Consider the following 23,178-nt stretch of genomic DNA (forward strand, 5'->3'; position numbering starts at 1 on the left):
TCGCTGACATCTCATCCAGATCGCCGCGCTACATCCGTCCTAGTCACTGCCGCACCGGTCTCAGCCTGTGCTGCGGCTTCCAACTGGCCAATGGTCACCGGCTCCCCAGCACGGTTCAAGATCCGAACCTTCCGGCCCTGTCGGACCAAGCGATTGTGCTGCTCGTAGGCTATCCATGCCGAGGTGCACGGCAGCTTCTTCGCCTTACCGTCCACGATATATCGGATTGTGTAGGCTGGCTTCACGTCCGATCCCCGTTCGTGGCCAGTCGATGCAAGCGGCAGACCTCAGCACAGTAGGCGCCGCCGAAGGAACTTTGCGCAAACGATAGATATCATCTATCAAAAGAAGCGGTCTGATAGTCCGCGTCTAACCGAAGCGCAGCGATATGAAGGCTCAGGCACGGAGCAGGGTTACCAACGGCAGCCGCCTCATGCCCGGCGTGGACGGCAGAACGCTATGGGCGCGGCGGATGCGGGATGTCGCCAACCTGCACTTGAATGACCTTGGCGGCCTTGATGTCGCGTCTGAGGCAGAGAAGAGCATCGTCCGCCGGATCGCGACGCTGACCGTCGAGCTGGAGCGGATGGAGGAGCGCTTCGCCACGGACGGCGAGGCCGATCCCGACGCTCTGGATCTCTACTCACGGACCAGCGGAAATCTGCGTCGGTTGCTTGAGGCCATCGGCCTGCGGCGTCGCCCGAAGGATATCACGCCCGACCTGTCCAGCTACATCGAGGGTCGCGCGGCATGAACCTGGGTTGTGTCCCCTGGCGTGGTGTAGCTTCGGCGTGGCCACCACGATCACCGGTTTGGGCCGGATTGATCAGGCTGCCAGGGTGGGCAGGCTGACGAGGGGATCATCGCCGATCGGGGCGATGCTTTCCAGGGTGATGTAGCGGGAGCGCTGGACGGCCCACTCGTCGTTCTGTTCCAGCAGGATCGCGCCCACGAGGCGGGTGATGGCCGCCTCGTTGGGGAAGATGCCGACCACCTCGGTCCGGCGTTTGATCTCACCGTTGAGGCGTTCCAGCGGGTTCGTGGAGTGCAGCTTGACCCGATGCTGAGTGGGGAAGCCCATGTAGGCCAGCACGTCCGGCTCGGCCTCGTCCATCAGGGCGGCGAGCTTGGGGACCTTCGGCCGGAGCTGATCAGCCACGCGCCGCCACTGCTGACGGGCCGCCTCGGCGTCATCCTGGGCAAATGCCGTGGCGATGAAGGCGGACACGACACGCCGCCCGCTGCGTCCGGCATGGGCGAGAACGTTGCGCATGAAGTGGACGCGGCAACGCTGCCAGGTCGCGTTCATCACCTTGGCCACCGACGCCTTGATGCCCTCGTGGGCGTCCGAGATCACCAGTTTGACCCCGCGCAGCCCCCGGCGCGCCAGCTTGCGGAGAAAGTCCGTCCAGAACGTCTCGGCCTCGGAGGGACCGACATCCATGCCCAGCACCTCGCGCCGGCCGTCGGTGTTCACGCCCACCGCCACGATCACGGCGACAGAGACGATGCGGCCGTCCTGGCGCACCTTCACGTAAGTCGCATCGATCCAGAGATACGGCCACTCGCCCTCGAGCGGCCGATCGAGGAACGCGCCGACCCGCTCGTCGATCTCCTGGCAGAGCCGGCTGACCTGGCTCTTCGACACGCCTGTGCCGCCCATCGCCTGGACGAGGTCATCGACCGAGCGGGTTGAGATGCCCTGGATGTAGGCCTCCTGGATCACAGCCGTGAGCGCCTTCTCGGCCATGCGGCGCGGCTCCAGGAAGCCCGGAAAGTAGCTGCCCTTGCGCAGCTTCGGAATGCGCAACTCCACCGTGCCGGCCCGCGTCTGCCAATCCCGGTCACGGTAGCCGTTGCGCTGGACCAACCGCTCTGCGCTCTTCTCGCCATGGGCGGCCCCGGTCAGGCCGCCCACCTCCAGTTCCATCAGGCGTTCGGCCGCAAAGCCGATCATCTCGCGCAGCAGATCGGTGTCGGCGCTCTTCTCCATCAGCCCGCGCAGGGCCATCATCTCGTCGGTCATCGGGGGTCTCTCGGGTTCGGGGTTGGCGCTCGCAACCCGACCCTACCCGGCAACCGCCGATGACCACCCCGCGAGGAGCCCCGCCCGCCACAGCCCTGTGGAAGGCGCGCGGACGGGCCTCTTCGCTACCGCCGAGCTACACCACCATCAGGGACACGACCTGAACCTGCTCGAAGCGACTACCGACTCGAAGCTGTTCAAGTCCTGGTTCAAGGACAACGACACTTGGACGGCGTGGCGGGCGTTCCTCGGCGCCCTGTTCGGCCTGCCGCTCTCCGATGCAGAGGCTGAGGTCTGCCGGGCCTGTACGTCTCGCCAGACGATCCCTACGGCAGCCTACAGCGAGGCGTGGCTGGTCTGCGGGCGCAGAGCCGGCAAGAGCTTCATCATGGCGCTGGTGGCGGTCTCAGCAGCTTCGGCAGGTCGGCATGAGCGGCTCTTCGAACCGCCGCGGTTTCCTGCGCGGCCTCACCACGCTCCCGCTGATCGGCGGCAGTGTGACCCTGATCGGCGCCCCTTCCGCGGTCGCCGAGCCCGTCACCCACGAGTTGCTCGACAGCTACGATGCGTGGCTGGAGTACGAGCGCCGCCACCTACAGTGGGAGCGTCATGGCAACATGGACCCTCCCGTTCGCTGGAACATGCCGTTCCTGATGCAAGTGAAGGGTGTTGACCGGCCCTGCGACTACGTGCCGGTGGCGAACGGCGGTGCGCGGTTCCACGGCAACAACGAGGGTTCGGCCTTGTCGCGCGCTGCGCTCGTGCTGAGCACTGTCGGGTGCGAGTGGAAAGGAAGCGGCCTATGAGCAGCCCAATGCGCGCCGCCATCCTCGCGATGGAAACCAACATCCGCACCGTCGAGCGCATCGGCCGGTTGCTGATGTACCTCGGTGAACGCGACGGCGAGATCGAGGCCGAGGCGCTCAACGCGCTGAGCGGTCCGCTACTCGACATCGGCCACGAACTGCGTTGCCAGTTCGCCGACGCGCTGGCGGCCGACGATGAGCAGGCAGGGAGATGACGCTATGCGCGTGATCTACGCCTTCCTTGCGGTCCGAATGCTCCGGCTCGCCCGCTTCGACCTCGCCCGGTCCGAACGCCTCTACCTTGATGGTGGTCAGGCCTTCGAGCGGTCGCGGCAGCGGGTGCGTCTGGCCGAAGCTCTGGCAGCTCGGGCGGACCTGCCGTCACTGGCGGCGATGCGGTGAGACGTTGCCGCAAACTTTTCGCCAACGTCAGCGCCAACTTGGCGGTCACGTATCTCGCCAAGTTGGCGACTCACGCGAGTGGCCATGTTGACCACATCAGAGGATGCAGCCGCAAACTTTGCGCCTGCAACGGACGCAACCGCAACGTTGGCGCTTGCGTCGGTTCAAGTGGTCAAGTTGGCCACTTGATCAGTCGAGGGTTCGCCAAGCTGGCGAAGGCACCCACGCCCGCTGACAGATTGCCCTGGGGGGCCATGGTAATCCCCGCAGGCGTGGATGGCCGGGGGATCGGTTTACCCCGACCCACACATTCTAATCTGGTGGGCCGCGCTTTGCTTGATCGAAGAGGTCACATCCACGCCCGCGCTAATGGCATGAGGGGATCACCAGGCAGCGGGCGTGGAGATCAACCGAGGTCGATACGTCAAATCCACGACTGTCGCGGCAGGCTGTCGCCTTCATTTGATGCCCTCACGAACGCCGCTCGCGCATCCGGTGCGGGCGGATTGTGGGTTTTATTGTCGGTAGGACCGAGATGAAAACCGCTAACTCGTTGTTAAATAACGGTTTTTGCGGGTCAAATGGCGGAGAGAGCGGGACAATCGTCCGAGCTTGCCAGCGCCTGTGAAATCAATGACTTAGAGAAGGTCCCTACCCTCACGGTGTAGCAGTCCGGTGTAGCAGAGATCAACCCCGGCCGATGGGTCGACCTATGCGCAGTCCCAGTGAAACCGGTTGCACTGGCCTCTCGGTTGGGCGGACCAGTCGGGCTTCGAACTGGTGTTCGCGGACCGTGCTCGTGGCGGCGAGACCGATGATTAGTCGCTGGTACTTCGCCCAACGCTCGGAGCCACAGGATGCCTAGACAGGGCACCCTCGAACGGCTGCTTCCGATCCAACACAGCACCTCGTCGGGCAATCGGGAAAGGCTGTGACCTTGCCCCCTGTTTGCCCCCGTTCATAACCAGAGTCCGTTCTGGTTCTGGTCCTGTTTGGACCGGGTTGCAAACGCGTTCGGGGTGAGTCCGCCGAGGTTCGTGTGAGGGCGGCAGGTGTTGTAGTCCACCCGCCACGCCTCGATGATGGTCCGAGCCGCCGACAGGCTCCGGAAGAGATGCTCGTTCAAGCACTCGTCGCGCAAGCGCCCGTTCAAGCTTTCAACGAAGCCGTTCTGCTGCGGCTTGCCGGGAGCGATGTAGTGCCACGCGACCGCACGCTCCTCCTGCCAGCGAAGAATGGCGTGCGAGGTCAGCTCGGTGCCGTTGTCCGAGACGATCATAACCGGCTTGCCCCGATCCGCGATGATCCGGTCGAGTTCGCGCGCGACCCGCTGGCCGGACAGCGACGTGTCGACCACGAGCGCCAGGCACTCCCGCGTGCAGTCGTCGACCACGACGAGGATGCGGAAGCGCCGTCCGTCGTCGAGCGTGTCGGAGACGAAGTCGAGGCTCCAGCGCTGGTTCGGCTCCTGCGGCACGGCGGCCGGTGCCCGCGTCCCTAGGGCTCGTTTGCGCCCACCCCGCCTGCGCACCGACAGCCGCTCCTCCCGGTAGAGCCGGAACAGCTTCTTGTGATTCAGCTTAAGGCCCTCCCGCCGCAGCAGGATAAGCAGGCGCCGATAGCCAAAGCGACGACGCTCGCCGGCCAGGCTGCGCAGGCGTACCCGCACGGCCGCATCATCATCACGGGTCGGGGCGTAGCGGTATGTCTTCGGCTCCAGGCCGATCAGCCCACAGGCGCGACGCTGCGAATAGCCCTTCTCCTCGATGGCCCAGCTCACGGCTGTTCTCCGTGCTCCAGGCGTTAGAAGTTTTTTCCCAGTGCCTCGCGCAGCGTGGCCACGTCGAGCATCGCCTCGGCCAGGAGCTTCTTGAGCTTGCGGTTCTCCTCATCGAGCGCCTTCAGACGCCGCGCATCCGAGACCTCCATGCCACCGTAGCGCGAACGCCATGTGTAGAACGTCGCGTCGCTGATGCCGTGGCGGCGACAGATATCGGCGACCGGCAGGCCAGCCTGCTGCTCCTTCAGGATGCCGATAATCTGCTCTTCACTGAACCGGCTCTTCTTCATCGTCCGTCTCCTGATCGACGGACCCTAGCTTCAGATCGAGGGCAATCCAGGGGGCAAGGTCAGAACGCCTGGACAGGTTCAGAGGCCGGCTTGCCGCCCGCGAGGGGAACGATAACGCGATCGGGCCGGATCTCGGTCTCACACAGACCTTGACAGATCGGTATCATCACGTCGGTCGGCTGGCAGATCGGCTGCATCGTGCCCTGGATGCACGTGCAGCGGCAGAGGGCTGACGCAGGGGCGGGCAGCAGCAGGAACGAGACGGCGAGCAACAGTGAGCGCATGGTGACCAGCCCGGCTGCCCGCAGAGGGCGACGGGGGCTGATAGCACATCCCGCCCAAAGGCTCGAACACACCCGCCGCACGCGCCGTCGTCGGGAGCGGTCCTCGCCTCAGCCGAACCACCGCTTTCGGTCCGACGGCACGCGATCCCGCAATCCGTCCCGGCTGTGTCCAGTCCTCCTCAAGATGGATGCCCACCGGACAGCCGCCAAGGCAGCTCAGCCGGGTTCACTCGACAGGGCGCCGATCCCCTGCGAAGACCGGGTTGTCCGGCCTAGGCCAGACCGCGGCGTCGTCGGGCAAGGCGCGCAGCACCGTGCAGCCCATGCCGATCATGGCCCGCTCGCCGATCTTCAGACCCTGGAGCACTTTGGCGAGGGGACCGACCAGGCCGTCCGCACCGATCGCGCAGCGGCCGCCGATGAAGGCCGCGGGCGAGATCGTCGTGTTGTCGCCGATCGCCGCGTCGTGGCCGATGATCGCGCCGGTGTTGACGACGCAGAACCGGCCCAACCGGGCATCGACGTTGACGATCACCCCATGCGCGACGAACGCACCCGCGCCGAGCGCGACGCCCTGGCTGACAATCGCATGCGGCGACACCAGGGGCGGGCAGGGCAGGGCATGCCGGTCGAGCCAGGCGATGATCTCGGCACGCGCCTGGATCGCGGCCCGGCTCACGCCGCCAACGGCGAGGGCCACACCGTCGAACTCCGCGCGATCGGCCAGCAATTCGTCGAGGTAGCCCCTGTAGGTGCCGACCTGGGCGGTCGGCTGGCTGGAGTAGGTCGCCTCCACGGTGTAGCCGCGCATCTGCGCGACTTCGGCGATCTCCTTGGAGAAGCCACCGCCGCCGATCAGCGCCAGGCGCTTGGTCGCGCTCGTCACTGAGCTCTGTCCGTCATAGCGTCGCCCCGCCGTCGACCCGCAGGATCTCGCCGGTCACATGCCGAGCCTGGGGCGACATCAGGAACGCGATGGCATCGACCACCGCCTCGACGGTCGCGGCGCCGGCGGGGCTGCGCTTCTCCAGCGCCTCCTTGAACTCCGCGCCGTACATGCGCGCATGCGCCTGGGTCATCTCCGTGTCGAGCCAGCCTGGTGCGACGGCGACCGCCCGCCGGGGGGCGAGTTCGCGGGCCAGCCCCCGGATCAGCGCGTCGAGCCCCGCCTTGGAGGCGGAGTAGGGGACGATGGCCGGCTCCGGGCGCTGGGCGGCCACCGACGACACGGCGCAGAACACGGCGTCGCGGGTCGAGATCCGGGCGCTGCCGAAGCCGGCAGCGAACACGGTCGGGGCGACGAGGTTGGTCTTGTAGAGCCGCTCGACCTCGTCCACGCCGAGGCTGCGCATCGGCTTGATGACCTGGACGCCGGCGCAGTAGACGAGGCCCGTGAGCGGTCCACGCGCGGCGACGGCCGCCTGCAGCACGCCGCCGATCGCCGCGAGATCGGTCACGTCCGCCGCGATGGTGGCGATCCCGGCCGCCGCGAGTTCGGCCAAGCGGTCCGTCCGACGGGCGAGGGCGGTGACCGCCCCCTGCTTGGCGAAATGCTCGGCCACCGACCGCCCGATGCCGCTGCTCGCTCCGACGACCAGGATATGCCCCTCGGCCTCCGCCATGGTCCGGGCCTCAGGCTTGCAGTTTCGTGCCGGCGATGCCGAGGAGATCGTCGGTCGTCCCGGCCTCCGCGATCCGCGACGGCTCGACCTCGAGACCCAGCGTGTCGAACAGCGCCATGATGTTGAGGATGCCGAGAGAGTCGAAGGTCTCGATCTCGCCGAGCTTCTGGCCGCGCGCGAGCGGCCCCGGCTGATCCAGGATCGCGCCGAGCTCGTCCAGGAACCCAGACTCGGTCATCACGCGGTCTCCTCGAATTTCAGGACGGGCGGTGCGTAGAGCCGGTCGGTGGTGATCGCGCACGCACCCCAGCTCAGACCCACGCCGAATCCGGCCAGCACCGCGCGCAACGGCCGGTGTGAGAAATCCTCCGCCAGGAAACCCGAGATCGTGCCCGGGATCGAGGCCGAGTTCTGGTTCCCGTAGACGGATTGCGTGCCTGAGGGAAGCTTGCCGTCGTCGAGGCCCAGGCGGCGCTGCAGGTTCTTCAGGATATACTTGTTCGGCTGGTGCAGAACGTAGAAATCCGGCTCCTCCGGCCGCAGGTCAGCGGCCGCCAGGATGTCGGTGATCAGGGACGGCACGCGCTTCAGCGTGAAGTTGAACACCTGCGCGCCGTCCATCTGCATGGAGGCGGGCTTGTCGCGATCCTCGGCATCTGCGCGCAGGCCGCTATGCGGGATGAACAGAGCCTTCTCGCCGGACCCGTCGCTGTGGAGCTGGAACACGCTCTCGGTCTCGCGCCGCTCGATCAGCACGGCGGCGCCGGCATCGCCCATGATGGGGGTGATGGCCCGGTCGTCCTTGGCGACCATCCGGCTCGCCACGTCGCCGACGCAGAGCAGGATCCGCTTCAGCCCGGATTCGACCACGCTGTAGGCGACCGAGAGGCCGTACACGAAGCCGCTGCAGCCCAGCCGCATGTCGAAGCAGAGCGTGTCGGTGCGCATGCCGAGCCGGTGCTGCAGGCCGATCGCCGTCGAGGGCGAGCTGTAATCCGGCGTCTGGGTGACCAGGATCAGCCCGTCGAGATCCTCCGGCCGCAGGCCGAGGCCGTCGAGGAGGTGCCGGGCGGAATGCAGGCACAGGTCGGCCGTCGTCGTATCCGCGCGCACGACGACGTGGCGCGTGCTGAACCCCATGGCGCGCTTGAGCCGCTCGGCCTCGTCCGGCGCCATGCCGAGATCCGCCGCCTCCGCGTCGAAGGCCAGCGCCCGGCCGCCGACCGTGGTGACGAGGCCGGCGAGGCCCGCGTTCCGGAACCGGAGCTCAGCCACGGTTCACGGCTTCCGCCACGTAGTCGAACCAGCTCTGGATCCGGCGCAGCGGCGAATGCGTGCTGTCGAGGATGCTCTCATCGGCCAGCGGGACGTAGCGGCCCACGGCCTTCTCGACCTCGGACTCGGTCTCGAGGAGCAATTCGACCACCGCGAAGGAATCGATCTTGTCGAACAGGTCGTCCTCGGGTCTGAGGGCGCCCAGCTCCGGGCGGCCCCACGTGTCGACGAGGCGATCCAGGGTAGCGCGGGCCGCGGCGGCGGCGCTCTCACTCCGCGACGATGTGGATGTAGGCGGTGTCATCCGGTCCTCGGGTCAGTCGATAGTCCTTGCCCTCGGGGCCAGAGCCGATGAGCGCGAACCCGTTCTCGTCCAGGAAGGTCTCGACCATGCGGTTCTTCGGGCTCGGGCGGTAGTGGGCCCGCAGCGCCGGATCGGCCTCCTGCTGGCAGATGTAGCGCAGGACTTGGCTCTCAATGCGGCGCCCGAGCGCCCGGCAGCTCATCAGGAAGGTCTCCAGTGCGCCGTCCCGGACGATGGCGACACCGACGACCCCCATGTCGCCGAACCGGTCGACCACCCGGGCCGCGTAGACGCTGCCCGCGCGCATCGCGGAGGCAACCTCGTCCTCGGTGTAGCGCCGTGTGGTGAGGTTGAACTGGTTGGTCTTGTTGATCAGCTGCGTGACCCGCCGCAGGGAGCCCGGATTGTTGCGGGCCATGTGCACGCGGATGTCGAGGGAGGCGAGGTAGTCCTCCATCGAGGCGGCCGAGCGCTGCAGCTCCTGCCGCTGCGCCTCGCCCCGGTACTGCTCGGTCTTGGCCAGATCCTCGGCGGTGACGTTCCGGGCCCGCAGGGACGCGATCCCGTCGAGGAGCGCGAGGGCCAGTTCCGGACGCGTCCGGTCGAACAGGTGGCACTCGACGCCGGGCAGCCGCGCCCGGACCTCCTCGATCTCGAAGGGGTTGTCGTCGAGGAAGACGAAGCTGTCGAGGCCGAGATTGAGCGTCTCGGCAAGGTCGCGGATGTTGTCGCTCTTCTCCGACCAGTTGCTGCGGTAGGCCACGAGGTCGTCGAGGCGCAGCGGCATCGCGCGCTGCGCGAAGACCGAGCGGAAATCCTCGTCGTTGTTCTTGGTCACCGCGCAGAGCAGGATGCCCAGGCTCTTCAGGCGCAGCAGCTGGCGCTGGAGCTGCGTGTGGACGATCCCCGGATAGTCGGTGTCGACCTCGAGATTCTCCACGCCGTCCTCGCCCACGACGCCGCCCCAGAGCGTGTTGTCGGCATCGACCACCACCACCTTCCGGCGCGCCCGCAGCCGGACCGCGACGGCGTCCGCGTAGCGCTCGACCAGCGCGTCCACGGCGGCCGGGGCGTAGGGCATCTGGTAGAGGAGGCGGTTCCGCTCGCGGAACGCGTTGGCGAAGCCGAGGATCGCGAGGGCGCCGGCCGCGTCGACGACGCTGACCCGTTCCTGCGACCGGGCGAGGTCGAACAGCACCGCATTCACGCCGGCCAGGGCCTCGAGCTGATCGTGGAGATCGCTCTCCACCGACGAGACCGGCACGAACGGCACCGTGTTGAGGATGATGGTGCCGGGGCCGCGCCCGAGCCGGGCCGAGACCAGCGCGGCGAGCGCGCGCGCGCGGGCGACCGCGCCCGCGTCCGGGGCGACGTCGAAGAACCAGCGGTGGTCGAGATGTACGATCAGGACGTCGACGGAGGCCGGCCCCGCCAGGACCTGCTCGATCTGCCCGATGGGGAAATGCGCGCAGGTCGCGTCCGCGAGGTCCCCGAGGCGGCCGGACACTTTCCCGAACGGGTTGGTGACGACGTTTCCGACGAAGCCGATCGACAGGGCGCGAGCCGTGGTCATCCTCGATACCGGTCCCTGCGGCGTCCCGGTGGATGCCTGCCCTCCGGCGGTCGACCGGCCCCTTCCCGTGCGTGCGAGCGCCGCCCTCTTGCGAGATCCCCTGTCATAAAGCAAGGGGCGAAGCGGTTCGCGCCGGAGCCCCCGTGCTGCATGCGGGCGCTCGGTCGCGGCCCCGTCGGGGCCGAGGCCGCAGATGAGGAGCTTCCCGATGAACGAACCCGGGTCGGACGATCCCCCCGCGATGACGCGGGTCTGGACCGAAGCGCATCAGATCGCCTTCGCGCGGGCCACCGGCGACGTGAATCCGATGCACATGGATGCGCGCGTGGCCCGCCGGACGCTCGCCGGCGACCGGGCCGTTCACGGCGTTCATGCCGCCCTCTGGGCCCTCGATGCCTGCGCGGACAAGCATCCGCTCGCGCGGCTCGCGACGCTGCAGATGCGGTTCGAGCGCTTCGTGCTGGTCGGCGATCGGGCCGAGGTCACGGTCCACGACGCGGATGCACGGCAGATGCGCCTGTCGGTGTCGGTGGACGGCGTCCGTACGCTCACGATCCAGGGGACATTCGCGTCCGAGCGGGCACCGGCCGAGACGCTTGACGCAAGCCCGACCGAGATCCCGGACGCGCCGGACGTGATCGATCCGGCGACGATCGCCAGTCGGGCGGGCACGTTCCGGCTTCCCGATCCCGCGGCGGTCGCCGCGCTGGCGCCGCGGCTCGCGCAGGCCGTCGGCCCCGCCCGCGTCGCGGGGCTGGGCGGCCTCTCGACCCTCGTCGGCATGTTCGTGCCCGGGCTCCATTCGATCCTCTCGAAGATCGACGTGACGTTCACGGACGCGGCTCACGGATCGAGCCTGGCCTACGCGGTCAAGCGGTTCCAGCCGATGCTGCAATCGGTGACCCTCGAGGCGAAGGGGCCGGGCCTCACCGCGCGGGTCGAGGGCTTCGTCCGTCCGCGCCCGGTCCGACAGGAGAGCCTGCAGGACATCGCCGCGCTGGTGCAGCCGCGCGCGTTCTCCGACGTCGCCGCCCTCGTCATCGGCGGTTCGCGGGGCCTGGGCGCGGCGACGGCCAAGCTGATCGCCGCGGGGGGCGGTGCGGTCTGCATCACCTACGCGTCGGGCGCCGACGAGGCGGAGGCGGTCGCCCGGGAGATCCGGGACGGCGGCGGCCGCTGCCAGATCCTCCGCTACGACGCCGCAGGTCCGGTCGCCGCGCAGCTCGATGCGCTCGCGATGAGCCCGTCTCAGCTCTACCATTTCGCGACGCCCCGCATCTTCCGCCAGAAGCGCGCGCCGTTCGAGCCGGTCTGCTTCGAGGAGATGATGCGCGTCTACAATTACGCCTTCTACGAATTGAGCCTGTTCTGCCTCGGACGCGGGGATGCGCTGGCGGCCTTCTATCCCTCGACCACCGCCATCGACGAGGCGCCCCGCGACACGCTCGAATACGTCATGGCGAAAAGTGCGGGCGAAACCCTCGCGGCGACGATGGCGCGGACGATCCCGAACCTGCGGACCGTGATCGAGCGGTTGCCGCGGGTGCGGACGGATCAGACGGCCACGATCTTTCCCGTCCCGGCCGCTTCCCCCGGCGCGCTGATGCTGCCGATCATACGGCAGATGTCGGCGACGTCCTGACCCGCATGACGGCCGCCGCGGGACGAGCGGCCTCGCTCACTCGGCCGCAGCGTCGCGGTGAGGCTCGTCATCGGCAGAGCTGTCCCCGTCCGGATCTGCCTCATCGGCGGCCTCATCGGAATCCAGGCCCGAGTCCGGTGCGGCGGTGAAGAAGTCACCCTTCCGGACCGCTTCGCCCCCCGTCACCATCATGCTCAGATAGGTGTTGAGGGTGTTGGGCGCGACGTCGGCGAGCCGTTCGGCAATCTCGGCATGCGACAGGCCCTGCGGACCCGCATTGCCGAGCAGCACCTTCAATCGACCCTTGGCCGAGTTCGCCCGCGGACCGCGGGCGCCGCGCCGTCCGCCCTGCTGCGGCGCAGCGCGATCGCCGGCGCTTGCCCGCGGGGCCTCCGTTGACCGGAGATGACCTGTCGCCTCGAGCGGAACGCCCTCGACGATCGCGGTCAGCGCAGCCTCTGCCGCACGGAGCTTCGTCAACTCCGCCGCGATCCGATCGTAATCGCCCTGCAGGGCCGCTCGGCGCGCCCTTACGTCGACCAGGGCCTTTGTCAGCGTGTTGTCTTCAGCCACGGGATGGCCTCGTCCTCAAGATCGCGCAAAGCCGGCCATACGTCATAGGCCCCTTCGAACGTCAACACGCGGCCGACCTGTTGCCACTCCGTCGGGAGGCAGGCCCCGTGGGCGACGGCCTCCGTTGTGACGACGGCGCGACATGGCCTAGAGACATCCGGAAACGCCCCTACCGGATCCGGGCTCATTAGCGTAGCGTCGAACGCAAAAGGTTTCCAATCACAGCGCTCCGATACCGTGGCGGCCACGGCAGAAGACGAGGCGTCTTCCCCGGCGTCGGCGCGCCGCCCTGCGGTCGCCGGCACAGGCCGCGTCGCGCGGGGTCGCAGACGTCAACTCCACAGAGAACAGTATGTCGCTGAACATTTTCGATAAAGGCGAAAATAACGTCATCGATATTGATGTCCGCGACCAGCAAAACCAGGCCGGAAAGATATACATAAACGGCAGCAACAATTATATCCGCATCGGAAGAGGCTGCGTTTCGGACAAGGATATGCACATCGTCATCGAGTCGAATTGCCGGTTCGATGTCGGCGAGGATGTCCGTCTCTCGATGGCCAACATCTATATCGGTCCGGGCTCGGTGCTCCGCATCGGCGACCGGACGGGCTTTACCGGCCTGGTCCACCTCAATCTCATCGAGGCGGAAACGATCGAGATCGGGACGAATTGCTCGATCGCTTCCGGAGTGTGGATGACGACGAGCGACTTCCACTCGGTGATCGGCCTGGACTCCGGCGCACGGCTGAACCCAGCCAAGCCTGTCCGCGTCGGCAACCACGTCTGGATCGCCAACCAGGCTGCACTCCTCAAGGGCTCCGTCATCGGCGACAACGCGATCATCGGCGCCCATGCGGTCGTGACCGGAACCGTGCCGCCCCATTGCGTGGCCGCAGGAAATCCCGCGCGCATCGTGCGGGAGAACGTGACCTGGCGCTCGGACCTCATCTGAGCGCGTCTGCGCGCGCAGAACTCCGTGCCCCGGTCGGCGGGACCAGCGTTGTTTACCCCGCGCGCGCGTTCCGATAGGGCGATGGGCCGCCGCCGCGCCTCTCGGGCCGACGCGGCGCCCGGCCATCAATCCAGCCTGCGCGAACACATGCTCATCCGAGCCTCAGGTCCCGATATATCCGCCGGCGCGAACGGCGCGTCAGCACGGACCGGTCGTGCGGCATCGATCGACGGCGGCCACGGCGGGACGATGATCGACGGAGCGCCGCGGATCCCGATGCCGGGCGCATCGGCCGATAAGCCGAGAGCGGTGCTTTGAGGACGCTCTACGGACTGTACCACCGCTGGGCGCGTTCGGGCTCCGTCCGCGCGAGCCGCAACCCGCTGGTCCGGCTCGCAGCGCGCGGCGGCCTCCCGGCCGCGAACGATCTCGCCACCGCGGAGGCGCAGATCGCGGCGCTGGCGCCGTGTTTCGACGCGGCGTTCTACGCGAGCTGGTACGGGATCACGGCCGATCCGGTGCGCGACTACCTGGTCCAGGGCTGGCGCGAGGGCCGCGACCCGCGGCCCGACTTCTCCTCCGCCGCCTACCTCGCCGCCCGGCCCCATCTCGCCCGGGCCGGCATCAACCCGTTCCTGCACGCCCTCGCGGCGCACAAGCGCCGGGCCGGTGCGGCCGGCGGCGCGGACACGGGCGCGGCCCTGCCGAAGCCCGACACGGCCGAGGCCCAGCGCCTCGCCCGCCGCCTCGTGGACGGGCCGTTCTATCTCGCCGGCAACCCCGACCTCGCGGCCGCCGGCGTCGATCCGGTCGACCACTACATGGCCTCGGGCTGGCGCGAGGGCCGCGAGCCGTCGCCCCGGTTCGACACCCTGGCCTACTGCCTGACCCGCGGGATCACCTACGCCACCCAGAACCCGCTCGTGCACTACGTCCTGCACGGCGGCCCCGCCCGGCCGGAGGCCGCCGAGGCGCTGGCGCTGCGGGTCGCGACGCTCGCGCCCTATTTCGACGCTGCCCATTACCGGCGGGGCCTGAGCGCCGCGCAGGCGGAGGCCCTGGCCGGCGCCACGGACGCGGCGCTGCTGCGCGCCTACGTGGCGGAGGGCTGGCGGCGGCTCGTCGGCCCGCGTCCGGACTTCGACCCGGCCGGCTTCGTGCAGGCGCGCGCCGGCAGCCGGGCGGTGCGCGACGACCCGTTCTTCCGCTACGTGGCCGAGACGCGTCTGGCCGGGCGGGAACCGTTCGCCGAGCCGGAGCGGCTGAACGTGCCGGCGGTGGATGAGGCGTGGTACCGGGCGACCTACCCGGATGTGGGTGGCCGTGAGCCGTACCTGCACTTTGCCGGCATCGGCTGGCGGGAGCTGCGCGATCCGGGCCCGGGGCGCTCGACGCTGGCGGCGCTGCTGCGGGTCTGCGGCTTGCGTCCGGCGCGGGCGCCGGTCGAGGACACGGGCTGGCTGGGGGCGATCGGGGCCGGGCCGGTGGAGCGGGCGGCGCTGCTGGACCTGCAGGCGCGGCTGGTGGCGGGGCATGTCGACCACGCCTTCTACCGGGCGCGCTACGGGCTGCCCGCGGATGCCGACGCGGTGCGCGACTATTGCGACACCGGCTGGCGCAGGGGCCGGAACCCGAGACCCGACTTCAACGGCTGGGCGTACCGCGCGCATCACCCCTACGTGGAGGCGACGGGTCTCGCGCCCTTCGTCCACTTCCTCGCCATGGCGCTGATGCGCGGCGTCGACCTCACCGGGCCCGCTTTCGATCCGCGCTACGGCAGTCCGCCTCCCGAAGAGGATGCGGAGCTGATGGAGCAGGCGCGGCTGATCGAGCCCTATTTCGACGCCCCCTGGTACCTGAAGCGCTACCCCGACACGCGCGGCTTCGAGAACGGTCCCGCCATGCACTTCCTGTCGCACGGACAGGAAGAGGATCGCGATCCGAGCACGGCCTTCGTGACCCGGTTCTACCGCCGGGCCTACGGTCACCTGTTCGGTCCTGGGGAGTCGCCGTTCCTGCACTACGTCCGGACCGGCCGGGCGGCCGGGCTGATGGCCGCGCCGGAGGATCTGGGCACCGCCCCGCCCATGACCGCCCCCGCGCCCGAGGACTGGGACGGCCTGCCGCAAGCCCTGCCCATCGACCAGGCCCGCGTCGTCGTCATCGTGCCCGTCTACAAGGGCCGCGGCGAGACCCTGCGCGCCCTCCACGCCTGCCTGGCGGCCCCGCAGACAACCCCCTTCACCCTGCTGGCCGTCAACGACCGCTCCCCCGACCCGGAGCTCGCCGCCGACCTCGCGGAGCTCGCCCGCAGGGGCCTGTTCCACCTCGTCGAGAACGCGCAGAACCTCGGCTTCGTCCGCTCGGTCAACCGCGCCCTCAGCCTCCGCCAGGGCCGCGCCGTCGTCCTGCTCAACTCCGACGCCCAGGTCTTCGGCGACTGGCTCGACCGCCTCGTCGCCCATGCCGAGCCTGATGCCGAGCCTGACGCCGAGCCTGATGCCGAACCCGCGGGCGCCGCCCGCCCGCGGGTGGGCAGCGTCACGCCGCTGTCCAACAACGCCACGATCTGCTCCTACCCGCGCTTCAACGCCAACAACACCATGCCGCTGGAGATCGACCGGCCCGATCTCGACCGCTTGGCCGCGCAGATCAACCGCGGCCGCGCCGTGCCCGTGCCCACCGGCGTCGGCTTCTGCATGTACATGAGCGCCGACGCGCTCGACGCCGTCGGCGCCCTCGACGCCGAGGCCTTCGGCAAGGGCTACGGCGAGGAGAACGACTGGTGCCTGCGCGCCAGCAAGGCCGGCTTCACCAACCTGCTCGCCGAGGACGTCTACGTCTACCATGCCGGCCAGATCTCGTTCGGGCTGGATGAGGGCGGCGAGTACGACCAGGGCCAGGCGGCGCTGCTGGCCAAGCATCCGGACTACCCGGCCCGGGTCGGGCAGTTCGTCCAGGCCGATCCGGGCCGGGGCGGGCGGGCGCGCCTCGACCTCGCCCGGCTGGCCCGGCACTGCGCGGGCCGGGCGCTGCTCTACGTGACCCACAGCTGGGGCGGGGGCATCCAGCGGCACATCGACGACATGATCGCCAAGGCCCGGGCCGAGGGCCTCGCGGTGGTGCTGCTGCAGATCGACCGGACCCGCAACCTCGAGGTCCGGGTCGCGTATCGCGGCGCCGCGTTCCTGTACCTGCCCAACCTCGGCAGCCTGTACCTGCCGCGCGACGCCGAGGCGCTGTCGGGCTTCATCGCCGCGCTGGCGCCGGTCCTGATCCACGTGCACTCGCTGGCGGGCCTGCGCTGGGCGGCGGCGGGGGCGCTGATGGACCTGGTGGCGGGCTCGGGCCGGCCCTATGCCTGGACGCTGCACGACTACTCGCCGGTCTGCCACCGCAACCACCTGGTGCAGCCGGACGGGCGCTATTGCGGCCTGGCGCCGGTCGCCGAATGCCGGGCGTGCCTGGCGGCGGATGCCGAGGGGTTCGAGGAGCCGGATCCGGGCGAGCGGCGGGCGGCGTTCGGGGCCTTCCTGGCCGGGGCGGCGCGGGTGTTTGCGCCCTCGTCGGACACGGCGGCGCGGATCCGGGGCGTGTACCCGGACCTGGCGATCACGGTGCGGCCGCATCTGGAGCCGGAGCGCGCCGTGCGCGACACCGCCCTGCAGCGGCCCGGACGCGTCCGGCGCGTCGCGGTGCTCGGCGCCATCAGCGCGACGAAGGGCGGCCTGTTCCTGCAGGCTCTGGCGACGGACGCGCAGGACCGGGGCTTGCCGCTGCGGTTCTCGATCGTGGGCTTCTCCGACCCGGCCCTCACGGGCGGCCTGGAACGCACGGGCGTCACCGAGACCGGACGCTACTCCACCGACGACACGACCCTCGACCGGCCGGCACGCGCGGCTCTCCAGATCGCCGAGACCGACCGCCACTGGGACGACGACGAGTTCCTCGACCTCGTGAACCAGATTTCAGCCGATTTGGTCCTGCTTCCGGCGATCTGGCCGGAGACGTACGCGTATGCGCTGACCCTGGCCCTGCGCACCGGCCTGCCGGTGGCGGCCTTCGACCTGGGCGCCCCGGGCGAGCGGCTCCGCGCCTACCCGAACGGCCATTGCCTGCCCTACGCGCTGGCCACCGACCCGGCCGCCTTCAACGACCGGCTGCTGGCCATCGACATCTCGGAAACCGGCCGGCTCTCCGGGCCGATCCAGGCCGCCGCCTACCGGAATCTCATGCGCGACTATTACGGTCTTACGCCCTGATTCCGCGCTCCGGCAGCGGCACGTCGGCCCGCCACGCTTCGGCTCGTTCCCCGTGGTCCCAGCCGGATATCAGAAGGCGCTGCGCAAAACAGAGCGCCTCGCCATCGACGATCACTCCCGGTTGGGCCGCTCGGAGATCCTCACGGACGAGACCCGATCCGCCCTGCATTGCCTTCCTCTTCAACGCTCTCCGTTTCATCCGCCCCACACGCACGCGGCTTTACACGCTCAGGACCGATGGGAAGGCGGAGCGCTTCGTTCTGACGTCCTTCCGCGAATGGGTCTCGGCCCGCGCCGGCCACGCCTCCGAGCAGCGCCGCGCGGACCTGCCTTCCGCTTCAACGGGCAGCGCCCGCACGGGGCCGTCAACGGCGACACAGCCCTCAGACGCCTCGACGTCGCCCAGGACACGCTGTTGATGCCCCACAAAGCGGGATTCGTTGAACCGCCTGCGGCGCTCCGCGCACGCCGCCATTTATCGCAGATCCGAGCCTGCGAACCGACGTCGGACGCACACGCAAATTCCGGAATTCCGGTTAGTAGGGGTGCCGATCCTGTTTGTTCGTCCAGGCTTCGTAGGCTTTCAGGCCGGTCTCACGCTCGAAATTTTCCGTGATCTTGATGCGACGCTGCCCCCAGGGCTTAGCGAAATCCTCGTACTGGAACGCGTCATCGAAGCCGATCTTGCTTGTATCCGTCAGGCTGGCTGCGAAATAGACGTGGTCGATCCGTGACCAGTAGATAGCGCTCATGCACATCGGGCAGGGTGCGCCGTTGATGTAGATCTCGCAGCCCTTCAGCATCCTGGCACGTTCGGTCACTGGATCTGGAGAGCCGGGTTCACGGGGAATCATCTCCAGGATCGTTCCCAATCCGTACTCGCTTCCGAGAAGAGCTTTCGGGTTCAGGCGCGTGGAGGCATCCATGATAGCCGTGATCTCGGCGTGGAAAACCGGGATGCCAGTCAGGAGGACGCGGTTCTGACCCCGCCCGATGATTTCACCGTCTTTGACGATCACGGCCCCGAACGGACCACCCCAACCTTTCTCGACAGACTCAATCGCAAGCCGGGTCGCTTCTTCCATGAAGGCCTTCTTGCCCGCCGGGACCGGAACGGCCTGCGCGACCGCTCCGGATGGCAAGACCGTCGACATGCCGAATCCGACCGCACTCGCCAGAAAGGCGCGCCGACCGACATTCCCGCCCGTTGGGCAATCCCCGGAATGATCGGACGAACAGTCGCAAGCTCGCAGCATCAAATCCATCCCCATAAAATCCGAACCAAGGTCCCATCGACGGCTACCGCCAACTGGAGAATTTAAGATTAAGTTTTTCCTCGTGACACATATAAATTCGCTATTGGATAATCAGGTCTCAAAATTTCGCTCAAGATGCGAAGTAACGGCAATCAAAATGCGTGGCTCGATTGCGGACAGACGTCATCATGCACATCGATATCAAGATCGATGAGAACGATCTTTTCAAGATACCCTTGGCTCATTGACGGGACGGGTTTGGCTCAGCTCCTGTCGGCCTGCCCCGGAGGTCGATGTGAGCCGACACGCCTCCATCGGGAGAATCTACGCGAGCGGGCCCTTGCCCGCGACAAGGGGTCGGGGCGATCCGGCCGATCGGTCGGCTTCGGCGACCAGCCCGCCCTGCGTGTCGAGGTGGCGCCCGGTCGAGGAACAGACGGACAGGCTGAGCCCAGGGCAGATCGGCGGCCACGCGAAGCTGGTGCGCTCGGATTAGCCGGGGATGGGGCTGGCCGAGCGGGGGGCGCGAGCGGACCCGCGCCGGCCTCCGGATCCGCTACACGTCCGGCAGGCGCCGTCCCTTCACGACCACCCGCGGCCAGCGGTCGAGGCCGATCGGCATCAGGACGGCGATCTGGTGCGGGATCTCGGCATCGCCCAGGAGACTCTCGAGGGAGATCCGGCAGGCCGCCTCGAGCTCGGCCCGGGTGCGGGCGCCCGAGGTCTTGATATCGGCGATCAGAAGCGCCGCAATTTCATGAGCGAAGGCATCGCCGTCCGACATGCCGGCCTCCCAAATCGAATCAGATCAGAATAATCTTCTTCGCAAACTTCCAACATCAGTACAGAACTACGTATCCACGCCGAGTTTGTTGATATTTATCCTCCAAGCTGCCCCCGACGATGGCGGTTCGGGACGGCATCGCGAGGCCCTGCCGGACGTGAGCGCGGCTCTGCTCAGGCGTCGAGCCTCCCGCGACGCCGCGCCCTGACCGTCTCGCCCGTCTCATCGGAGGCGGGCAGGGGCCGGCGGTCGAAGGGCAGGCGCAGGCCAGCGACGACCGGATAGACCGCCGGCAGCACGACGAGGGTGAGCAGCGTCGCCGAGATCAGGCCGCCGATCACCACGGTGGCCAGCGGCCGCTGCACCTCCGCCCCGGCGCTCGTGGAGAGAGCCATGGGCAGGAAGCCGAGGGCCGCCACCAGGGCGGTCATCATCACCGGCCGCAGCCGCATCGCGGCGGCGCGGGTCGCGGCCTCCCGGGGTGCCAGGCCGGTCGCCTCCAGGTCGCGGATATAGCTCGTCAGCACGACGCCGTTGAGGATGGCGATGCCGAAGGTCGCGATGAAGCCGATGGCCGCCGAGATCGAGAACGGCATGTCGCGCAGGGTGAGCGCCAGGATGCCGCCGGTGGCGGCCATCGGGACGTTCAGGAAGATCAGTCCGGCGAGGCGGATATCGGCGAACATCACCACCAGCAGGACCAGGATCGCCGCCAGGGCGGCGGGCACGACGACGGAGAGGCGGGCGGTCGCCTCCTGCAGGTTCTGGAACTGCCCGCTCCAGACCAGGGAATAGCGCGGCGGCAGCGTCACCTGCCGGTCGACGGCGGCGCGGGCGGCCGCGACGAAACTCTGGACGTCGCGGCCGCGGACATTCGCCTGCACGGAGATTCGCCGCTGCAGGCGCTCACGGCTGATCTGCGCCGGGCCGGAGGCCACGTCCACGCTGGCCACGAGCGCCAGCGGCACCATCATCCGGCTGCCCGCCTCGCGGCCGGGCTCGCTCCGGCCGACCGGCAGCGCGCGGATGCGCTCGATGTCGCTGCGGTCGGCCGGGTCCAGGCGCACCACGATCTCGGTGATCGCGTTGTCGTCGCCGTAGACCACGCCGCTGGTGCGGCCGCCGAGGCTCGCCACCACGTCGAGCACGTCGGAGACGGTAATGCCGTAGCGGGCCGCCTTGGCGCGGTCGACCTGGATCGAGAGCGCCGGCATGCCGGCCTGCGCCTCGGCCTTCACGTCCGCCGCGCCGGGAATTGCCGATACCGTGCGCACGATGGCCTCGGCCGTGTCCTTCAGGATCGTCAGGTCGTCGCCGTAGAGGCTGATCGCCACATCGCCGCGCACGCCCTCCAGCAGGTCGTCCATGCGCATCTGGATCGGCTGGGAGAAGGTGTAGGCCACGCCCGGCACCTCCTCCTTGAGCCGCCGGTCGAAGGCCGCGACGAGCCCGTCCTGCGTGTCGGCGGTCGTCCAGCTGGACGGCTCGGTGAGCGTGATGAAGCTGTCGGTCGATTCGACGCCCATCGGGTCGGTGGGGATCTCGGCGCTGCCGGTGAGCGAGACGACGCGCTTCACCTCGGGGAAGGACTTGAGCACCCGCTCGATCCGGCCGACCGTAGCCAGCGAGGCGCCCAGATCGATGCCGGGCAGCTTCTCGGAGGTGACGACGATCGAGCCCTCCGACAGCTTCGGCAGGAATTCGCCGCCGAGCCGCGTGGCGAGCACGCAGGATCCGGCGAACAGCGCGAGGGTCGCCAGCACGGTCAGGCCGGCATGGCGTTCGGCGGTGCGCAGCACCGGCGTGTAGGCGCCGCGCATCCAGTGAACGAGGCGCGTCTCGCGTTCGCCGACGCCGTGGCCAACGAGAAAGATCGCGGCGAGCGCCGGCATCAGCGTCAGGGTGACGACGAGGGAGCTGCCCAGCGCCAGGATGACGGTCAGCGCCATCGGCACGAACATCTTCCCGGCCACGCCCTGGAGCGCGAGGATCGGCACGTAGACCAGGATGATGATCGCCACCGCGAACGTCACCGGCCGCGCCACCTCGGCGGCGGCATCCCGGACGAGGCCGCGGGCCGGCCGGTCCGGGTGCGCGCCGCGGGCGCGCAACACGTTCTCGATCATCACCACGGCGCCGTCGACGATCAGGCCGAAATCGATGGCGCCGAGGCTCATCAGGTTGCCCGACAGGCCGAGGAGCCGCATGCCGGCAAAGGCCATCAGCATCGCGAGCGGGATCGCCGCGGCGACGATCAGCCCGGCCCGGAGGTTGCCGAGCAGCAGCAGCAGGACGACGACCACGAGGACCGCGCCTTCGAGGAGGTTGTGCGCCACGGTGTGGATCGTGCGGTCCACCAGCGCGCTGCGGTCGTAATAGGGAACGATCGCCATCCCGGGCGGCAGTTGCGGACGCAGCTCGTCGACCGTCCTCTTGACCTCTGCGACCACCGCGCTGGCATTCTCGCCGACCTGCATCAGCGCGATGCCCACGACCGTCTCGCCCGCCGCATCGTGGGTCACGGCCCCCAGCCGGACCTTGGGCGCCTCGACCACCTGGCCCAGCGTCGCGAGGGTCACCGGGACACCGCCCGGGCCGGTGGCGACGACCATGGTGGCGATGTCGTCCGGCCCCTTGGCGAGCCCGAGCCCGCGGATCACCTCCTGCTGGTCGTTGTGCGCGATGTACGCGCCCCCGCGGGCGGCGTTGTTGTCGGCGAGCGCCGTGTAGACCTGGGCCAGGGTGACGCCGTAGCGGCGCAGGGCGTCGGCGGAGACCCGGACCTCGTAGGTCGGCATCTCGCCGCCGTAGATGTTCACGTCGGCGATGCCCGGCGTGAGCTTCAGCTTCGGCGCGATCGTCCATTGCAGGGTGCGCCGGAGCTGCATCGGCGTGTAGGCGGGTCCGCGCAGCTCGAACTGGTAGACCTCGCCGAGTCCCGTCGCCATCGGACCCATCTGCGGGTCGCCGACACCAGCCGGCATCAGGCTCTTGGCGGCCGGCAGGCGCTGGAACACCTGGTTGCGCGCCTCTGCCAGCGCCATGCCGTCGGCGAAGGTGACGTAGACCGCCGAGACACCGGCGCGCGACGTCGAGCGGATCCCGGTCAGCGCCGGCGCCCCCGCCATGGCGTTCTCCACCGGGAAGGTGACGAGCCGCTCGACCTCCAGGGGGCCCAGGCCCGGCGACAGGGTCAGGATCATCACCTGCTTGGGCGAGATGTCCGGCACCGCGTCGATCGACAGGCCTTCGAGGTTGGCGATGCCCCCCGCCGCGGCGGCGAGCGCCACCACCAGGACCAGGAGGCGGCGGCGGATCAGAAGGGCGAACCAGGCTCGCATCGG

The 23,178-nt window shown here is 68.8% G+C and carries 19 protein-coding genes and 1 pseudogene; 8 read left to right on the forward strand and 12 right to left on the reverse strand.

The genetic code is table 11. The features are described 5' to 3' along the window. Positions 1–433: 433 nt before the first annotated feature. Positions 434–754, forward strand: coding sequence for a hypothetical protein (locus tag JOE48_RS28085; RefSeq protein ID WP_245252988.1), 321 nt, complete (start codon positions 434–436; stop codon positions 752–754). A 72-nt stretch (positions 755–826) separates the two neighbouring features. On the opposite strand, the gene JOE48_RS28090 is transcribed toward JOE48_RS28085, so the two are convergent. Continuing rightward, the gene (locus tag JOE48_RS28090) at positions 827–2,026 is read right to left on the reverse strand and encodes an IS256 family transposase (RefSeq protein WP_210025717.1); all 1,200 of its coding nucleotides are present in this window, start codon (positions 2,024–2,026) and stop codon (positions 827–829) included. Positions 2,027–2,454: 428 nt separating this feature from the next. On the opposite strand from JOE48_RS28090, the gene JOE48_RS28095 reads away from it, so the two are divergent. Genes JOE48_RS28095 through JOE48_RS28105 form a run of 3 tightly spaced genes read left to right on the forward strand, consistent with a single transcriptional unit; the run spans position 2,455 to position 3,234 of the window. Next, entirely contained in the window at positions 2,455–2,832 is a 378-nt protein-coding gene (locus tag JOE48_RS28095) for a hypothetical protein (RefSeq protein WP_210034830.1), read from the forward strand. Positions 2,833–2,840: 8 nt separating this feature from the next. Beyond that, entirely contained in the window at positions 2,841–3,047 is a 207-nt protein-coding gene (locus JOE48_RS28100; RefSeq protein ID WP_210034832.1) for a hypothetical protein, read from the forward strand. Positions 3,048–3,051: 4 nt separating this feature from the next. After that, a complete protein-coding gene (locus JOE48_RS28105; RefSeq protein ID WP_210034834.1) occupies positions 3,052–3,234 on the forward strand; it encodes a hypothetical protein in 183 nt (60 codons plus the stop codon). Between the two features lie 958 nt (positions 3,235–4,192). Here the strand turns inward: JOE48_RS28105 and JOE48_RS28110 are convergent. The 7 genes from JOE48_RS28110 to JOE48_RS28140 all read right to left on the reverse strand — a co-directional run bounded on the left by JOE48_RS28110 (position 4,193) and on the right by JOE48_RS28140 (position 10,362). Then, positions 4,193–5,304, reverse strand: a protein-coding gene (locus tag JOE48_RS28110) for an IS3 family transposase (RefSeq protein WP_210034836.1) whose coding sequence is annotated in 2 segments (ribosomal slippage) — positions 4,193–5,055 and positions 5,055–5,304 — 1,113 coding nt in all. Because the reading frame shifts where the segments join, the coding sequence is not laid out codon by codon here. Between the two features lie 510 nt (positions 5,305–5,814). Continuing rightward, positions 5,815–6,474, reverse strand: coding sequence for an acetyltransferase (locus JOE48_RS28115; RefSeq protein ID WP_210034838.1), 660 nt, complete (start codon positions 6,472–6,474; stop codon positions 5,815–5,817). A gap of 13 nt (positions 6,475–6,487) precedes the next feature. Next, positions 6,488–7,210, reverse strand: coding sequence for an SDR family NAD(P)-dependent oxidoreductase (locus JOE48_RS28120; RefSeq protein ID WP_210034840.1), 723 nt, complete (start codon positions 7,208–7,210; stop codon positions 6,488–6,490). A 10-nt stretch (positions 7,211–7,220) separates the two neighbouring features. After that, positions 7,221–7,448, reverse strand: a complete 228-nt coding sequence (locus tag JOE48_RS28125; RefSeq protein WP_210034842.1) for a hypothetical protein — start codon at positions 7,446–7,448, stop codon at positions 7,221–7,223. Beyond that, positions 7,448–8,485 carry a 3-oxoacyl-ACP synthase III family protein gene (locus JOE48_RS28130; RefSeq protein ID WP_210034844.1) on the reverse strand — a complete coding sequence of 346 codons (1,038 nt, stop codon included), beginning with the start codon at positions 8,483–8,485 and terminating at the stop codon, positions 7,448–7,450. Before JOE48_RS28130 ends, JOE48_RS28125 begins: the two co-directional genes overlap by 1 nt. Further along, positions 8,478–8,789, reverse strand: coding sequence for a hypothetical protein (locus JOE48_RS28135; protein ID WP_210036148.1), 312 nt, complete (start codon positions 8,787–8,789; stop codon positions 8,478–8,480). The genes JOE48_RS28130 and JOE48_RS28135 overlap by 8 nt, the downstream gene beginning before the upstream one ends. After that, the gene (locus JOE48_RS28140) at positions 8,755–10,362 is read right to left on the reverse strand and encodes an HAD-IIIC family phosphatase (RefSeq protein ID WP_210034846.1); all 1,608 of its coding nucleotides are present in this window, start codon (positions 10,360–10,362) and stop codon (positions 8,755–8,757) included. Before JOE48_RS28140 ends, JOE48_RS28135 begins: the two co-directional genes overlap by 35 nt. 208 nt (positions 10,363–10,570) lie before the next feature. Here JOE48_RS28140 and JOE48_RS28145 point away from each other — a divergent pair, with 208 nt between their 5' ends. Beyond that, positions 10,571–12,004 (forward strand): MaoC/PaaZ C-terminal domain-containing protein, encoded by a 1,434-nt coding sequence (locus JOE48_RS28145; RefSeq protein ID WP_210034848.1) that lies wholly within the window; start codon positions 10,571–10,573, stop codon positions 12,002–12,004. A 36-nt stretch (positions 12,005–12,040) separates the two neighbouring features. Here JOE48_RS28145 and JOE48_RS28150 read toward each other — a convergent pair whose 3' ends face one another. Beyond that, on the reverse strand, positions 12,041–12,577 hold the full coding sequence (locus JOE48_RS28150; protein WP_210034851.1) for a hypothetical protein: 537 nt from the start codon (positions 12,575–12,577) through the stop codon (positions 12,041–12,043). A 352-nt stretch (positions 12,578–12,929) separates the two neighbouring features. Between JOE48_RS28150 and JOE48_RS28155 the strand changes: the two genes are divergently transcribed. The 3 genes and pseudogenes from JOE48_RS28155 to JOE48_RS31290 all read left to right on the forward strand — a co-directional run. Continuing rightward, complete coding sequence (locus tag JOE48_RS28155; RefSeq protein ID WP_210034853.1) at positions 12,930–13,532, forward strand: acyltransferase; 603 nt, start codon at positions 12,930–12,932, stop codon at positions 13,530–13,532. A gap of 314 nt (positions 13,533–13,846) precedes the next feature. Continuing rightward, positions 13,847–17,794, forward strand: coding sequence for a glycosyltransferase (locus JOE48_RS28160; protein WP_210034858.1), 3,948 nt, complete (start codon positions 13,847–13,849; stop codon positions 17,792–17,794). Between the two features lie 209 nt (positions 17,795–18,003). Beyond that, a pseudogene (locus tag JOE48_RS31290) lies at positions 18,004–18,126 on the forward strand (IS481 family transposase); the annotation flags it as partial. A gap of 204 nt (positions 18,127–18,330) precedes the next feature. On the opposite strand, the gene JOE48_RS28165 reads toward JOE48_RS31290, so the two are convergent. The 3 genes from JOE48_RS28165 to JOE48_RS28175 all read right to left on the reverse strand — a co-directional run bounded on the left by JOE48_RS28165 (position 18,331) and on the right by JOE48_RS28175 (position 23,175). Beyond that, positions 18,331–19,059, reverse strand: coding sequence for a nucleoside deaminase (locus JOE48_RS28165; RefSeq protein ID WP_245252989.1), 729 nt, complete (start codon positions 19,057–19,059; stop codon positions 18,331–18,333). A 547-nt stretch (positions 19,060–19,606) separates the two neighbouring features. After that, on the reverse strand, positions 19,607–19,834 hold the full coding sequence (locus JOE48_RS28170) for a hypothetical protein (protein WP_192709091.1): 228 nt from the start codon (positions 19,832–19,834) through the stop codon (positions 19,607–19,609). A 173-nt stretch (positions 19,835–20,007) separates the two neighbouring features. Beyond that, positions 20,008–23,175, reverse strand: coding sequence for an efflux RND transporter permease subunit (locus tag JOE48_RS28175; protein ID WP_245252990.1), 3,168 nt, complete (start codon positions 23,173–23,175; stop codon positions 20,008–20,010). Positions 23,176–23,178: the final 3 nt, after the last annotated feature.

The organism is Methylobacterium sp. PvR107 (assembly GCF_017833295.1).
Lineage (GTDB): Bacteria > Pseudomonadota > Alphaproteobacteria > Rhizobiales > Beijerinckiaceae > Methylobacterium.

Excerpts from the sequence above, each read along its gene's own strand:
- JOE48_RS28155 (WP_210034853.1), top strand. The coding sequence starts at position 12,930 with ATGTCGCTGAACATTTTCGATAAAGGCGAAAATAACGTCATCGATATT.
- JOE48_RS28175 (WP_245252990.1), bottom strand. The coding sequence starts at position 23,175 with ATGCGAGCCTGGTTCGCCCTTCTGATCCGCCGCCGCCTCCTGGTCCTG.
- JOE48_RS28100 (WP_210034832.1), top strand. The coding sequence starts at position 2,841 with ATGCGCGCCGCCATCCTCGCGATGGAAACCAACATCCGCACCGTCGAG.
- JOE48_RS28120 (WP_210034840.1), bottom strand. The coding sequence starts at position 7,210 with ATGGCGGAGGCCGAGGGGCATATCCTGGTCGTCGGAGCGAGCAGCGGC.
- JOE48_RS28090 (WP_210025717.1), bottom strand. The coding sequence starts at position 2,026 with ATGACCGACGAGATGATGGCCCTGCGCGGGCTGATGGAGAAGAGCGCC.
- JOE48_RS28135 (WP_210036148.1), bottom strand. The coding sequence starts at position 8,789 with ATGACACCGCCTACATCCACATCGTCGCGGAGTGAGAGCGCCGCCGCC.
- JOE48_RS28125 (WP_210034842.1), bottom strand. The coding sequence starts at position 7,448 with ATGACCGAGTCTGGGTTCCTGGACGAGCTCGGCGCGATCCTGGATCAG.
- JOE48_RS28105 (WP_210034834.1), top strand. The coding sequence starts at position 3,052 with ATGCGCGTGATCTACGCCTTCCTTGCGGTCCGAATGCTCCGGCTCGCC.
- JOE48_RS28165 (WP_245252989.1), bottom strand. The coding sequence starts at position 19,059 with ATGGATTTGATGCTGCGAGCTTGCGACTGTTCGTCCGATCATTCCGGG.
- JOE48_RS28095 (WP_210034830.1), top strand. The coding sequence starts at position 2,455 with ATGAGCGGCTCTTCGAACCGCCGCGGTTTCCTGCGCGGCCTCACCACG.
- JOE48_RS28170 (WP_192709091.1), bottom strand. The coding sequence starts at position 19,834 with ATGTCGGACGGCGATGCCTTCGCTCATGAAATTGCGGCGCTTCTGATC.
- JOE48_RS28085 (WP_245252988.1), top strand. The coding sequence starts at position 434 with ATGCCCGGCGTGGACGGCAGAACGCTATGGGCGCGGCGGATGCGGGAT.
- JOE48_RS28145 (WP_210034848.1), top strand. The coding sequence starts at position 10,571 with ATGAACGAACCCGGGTCGGACGATCCCCCCGCGATGACGCGGGTCTGG.
- JOE48_RS28140 (WP_210034846.1), bottom strand. The coding sequence starts at position 10,362 with ATGACCACGGCTCGCGCCCTGTCGATCGGCTTCGTCGGAAACGTCGTC.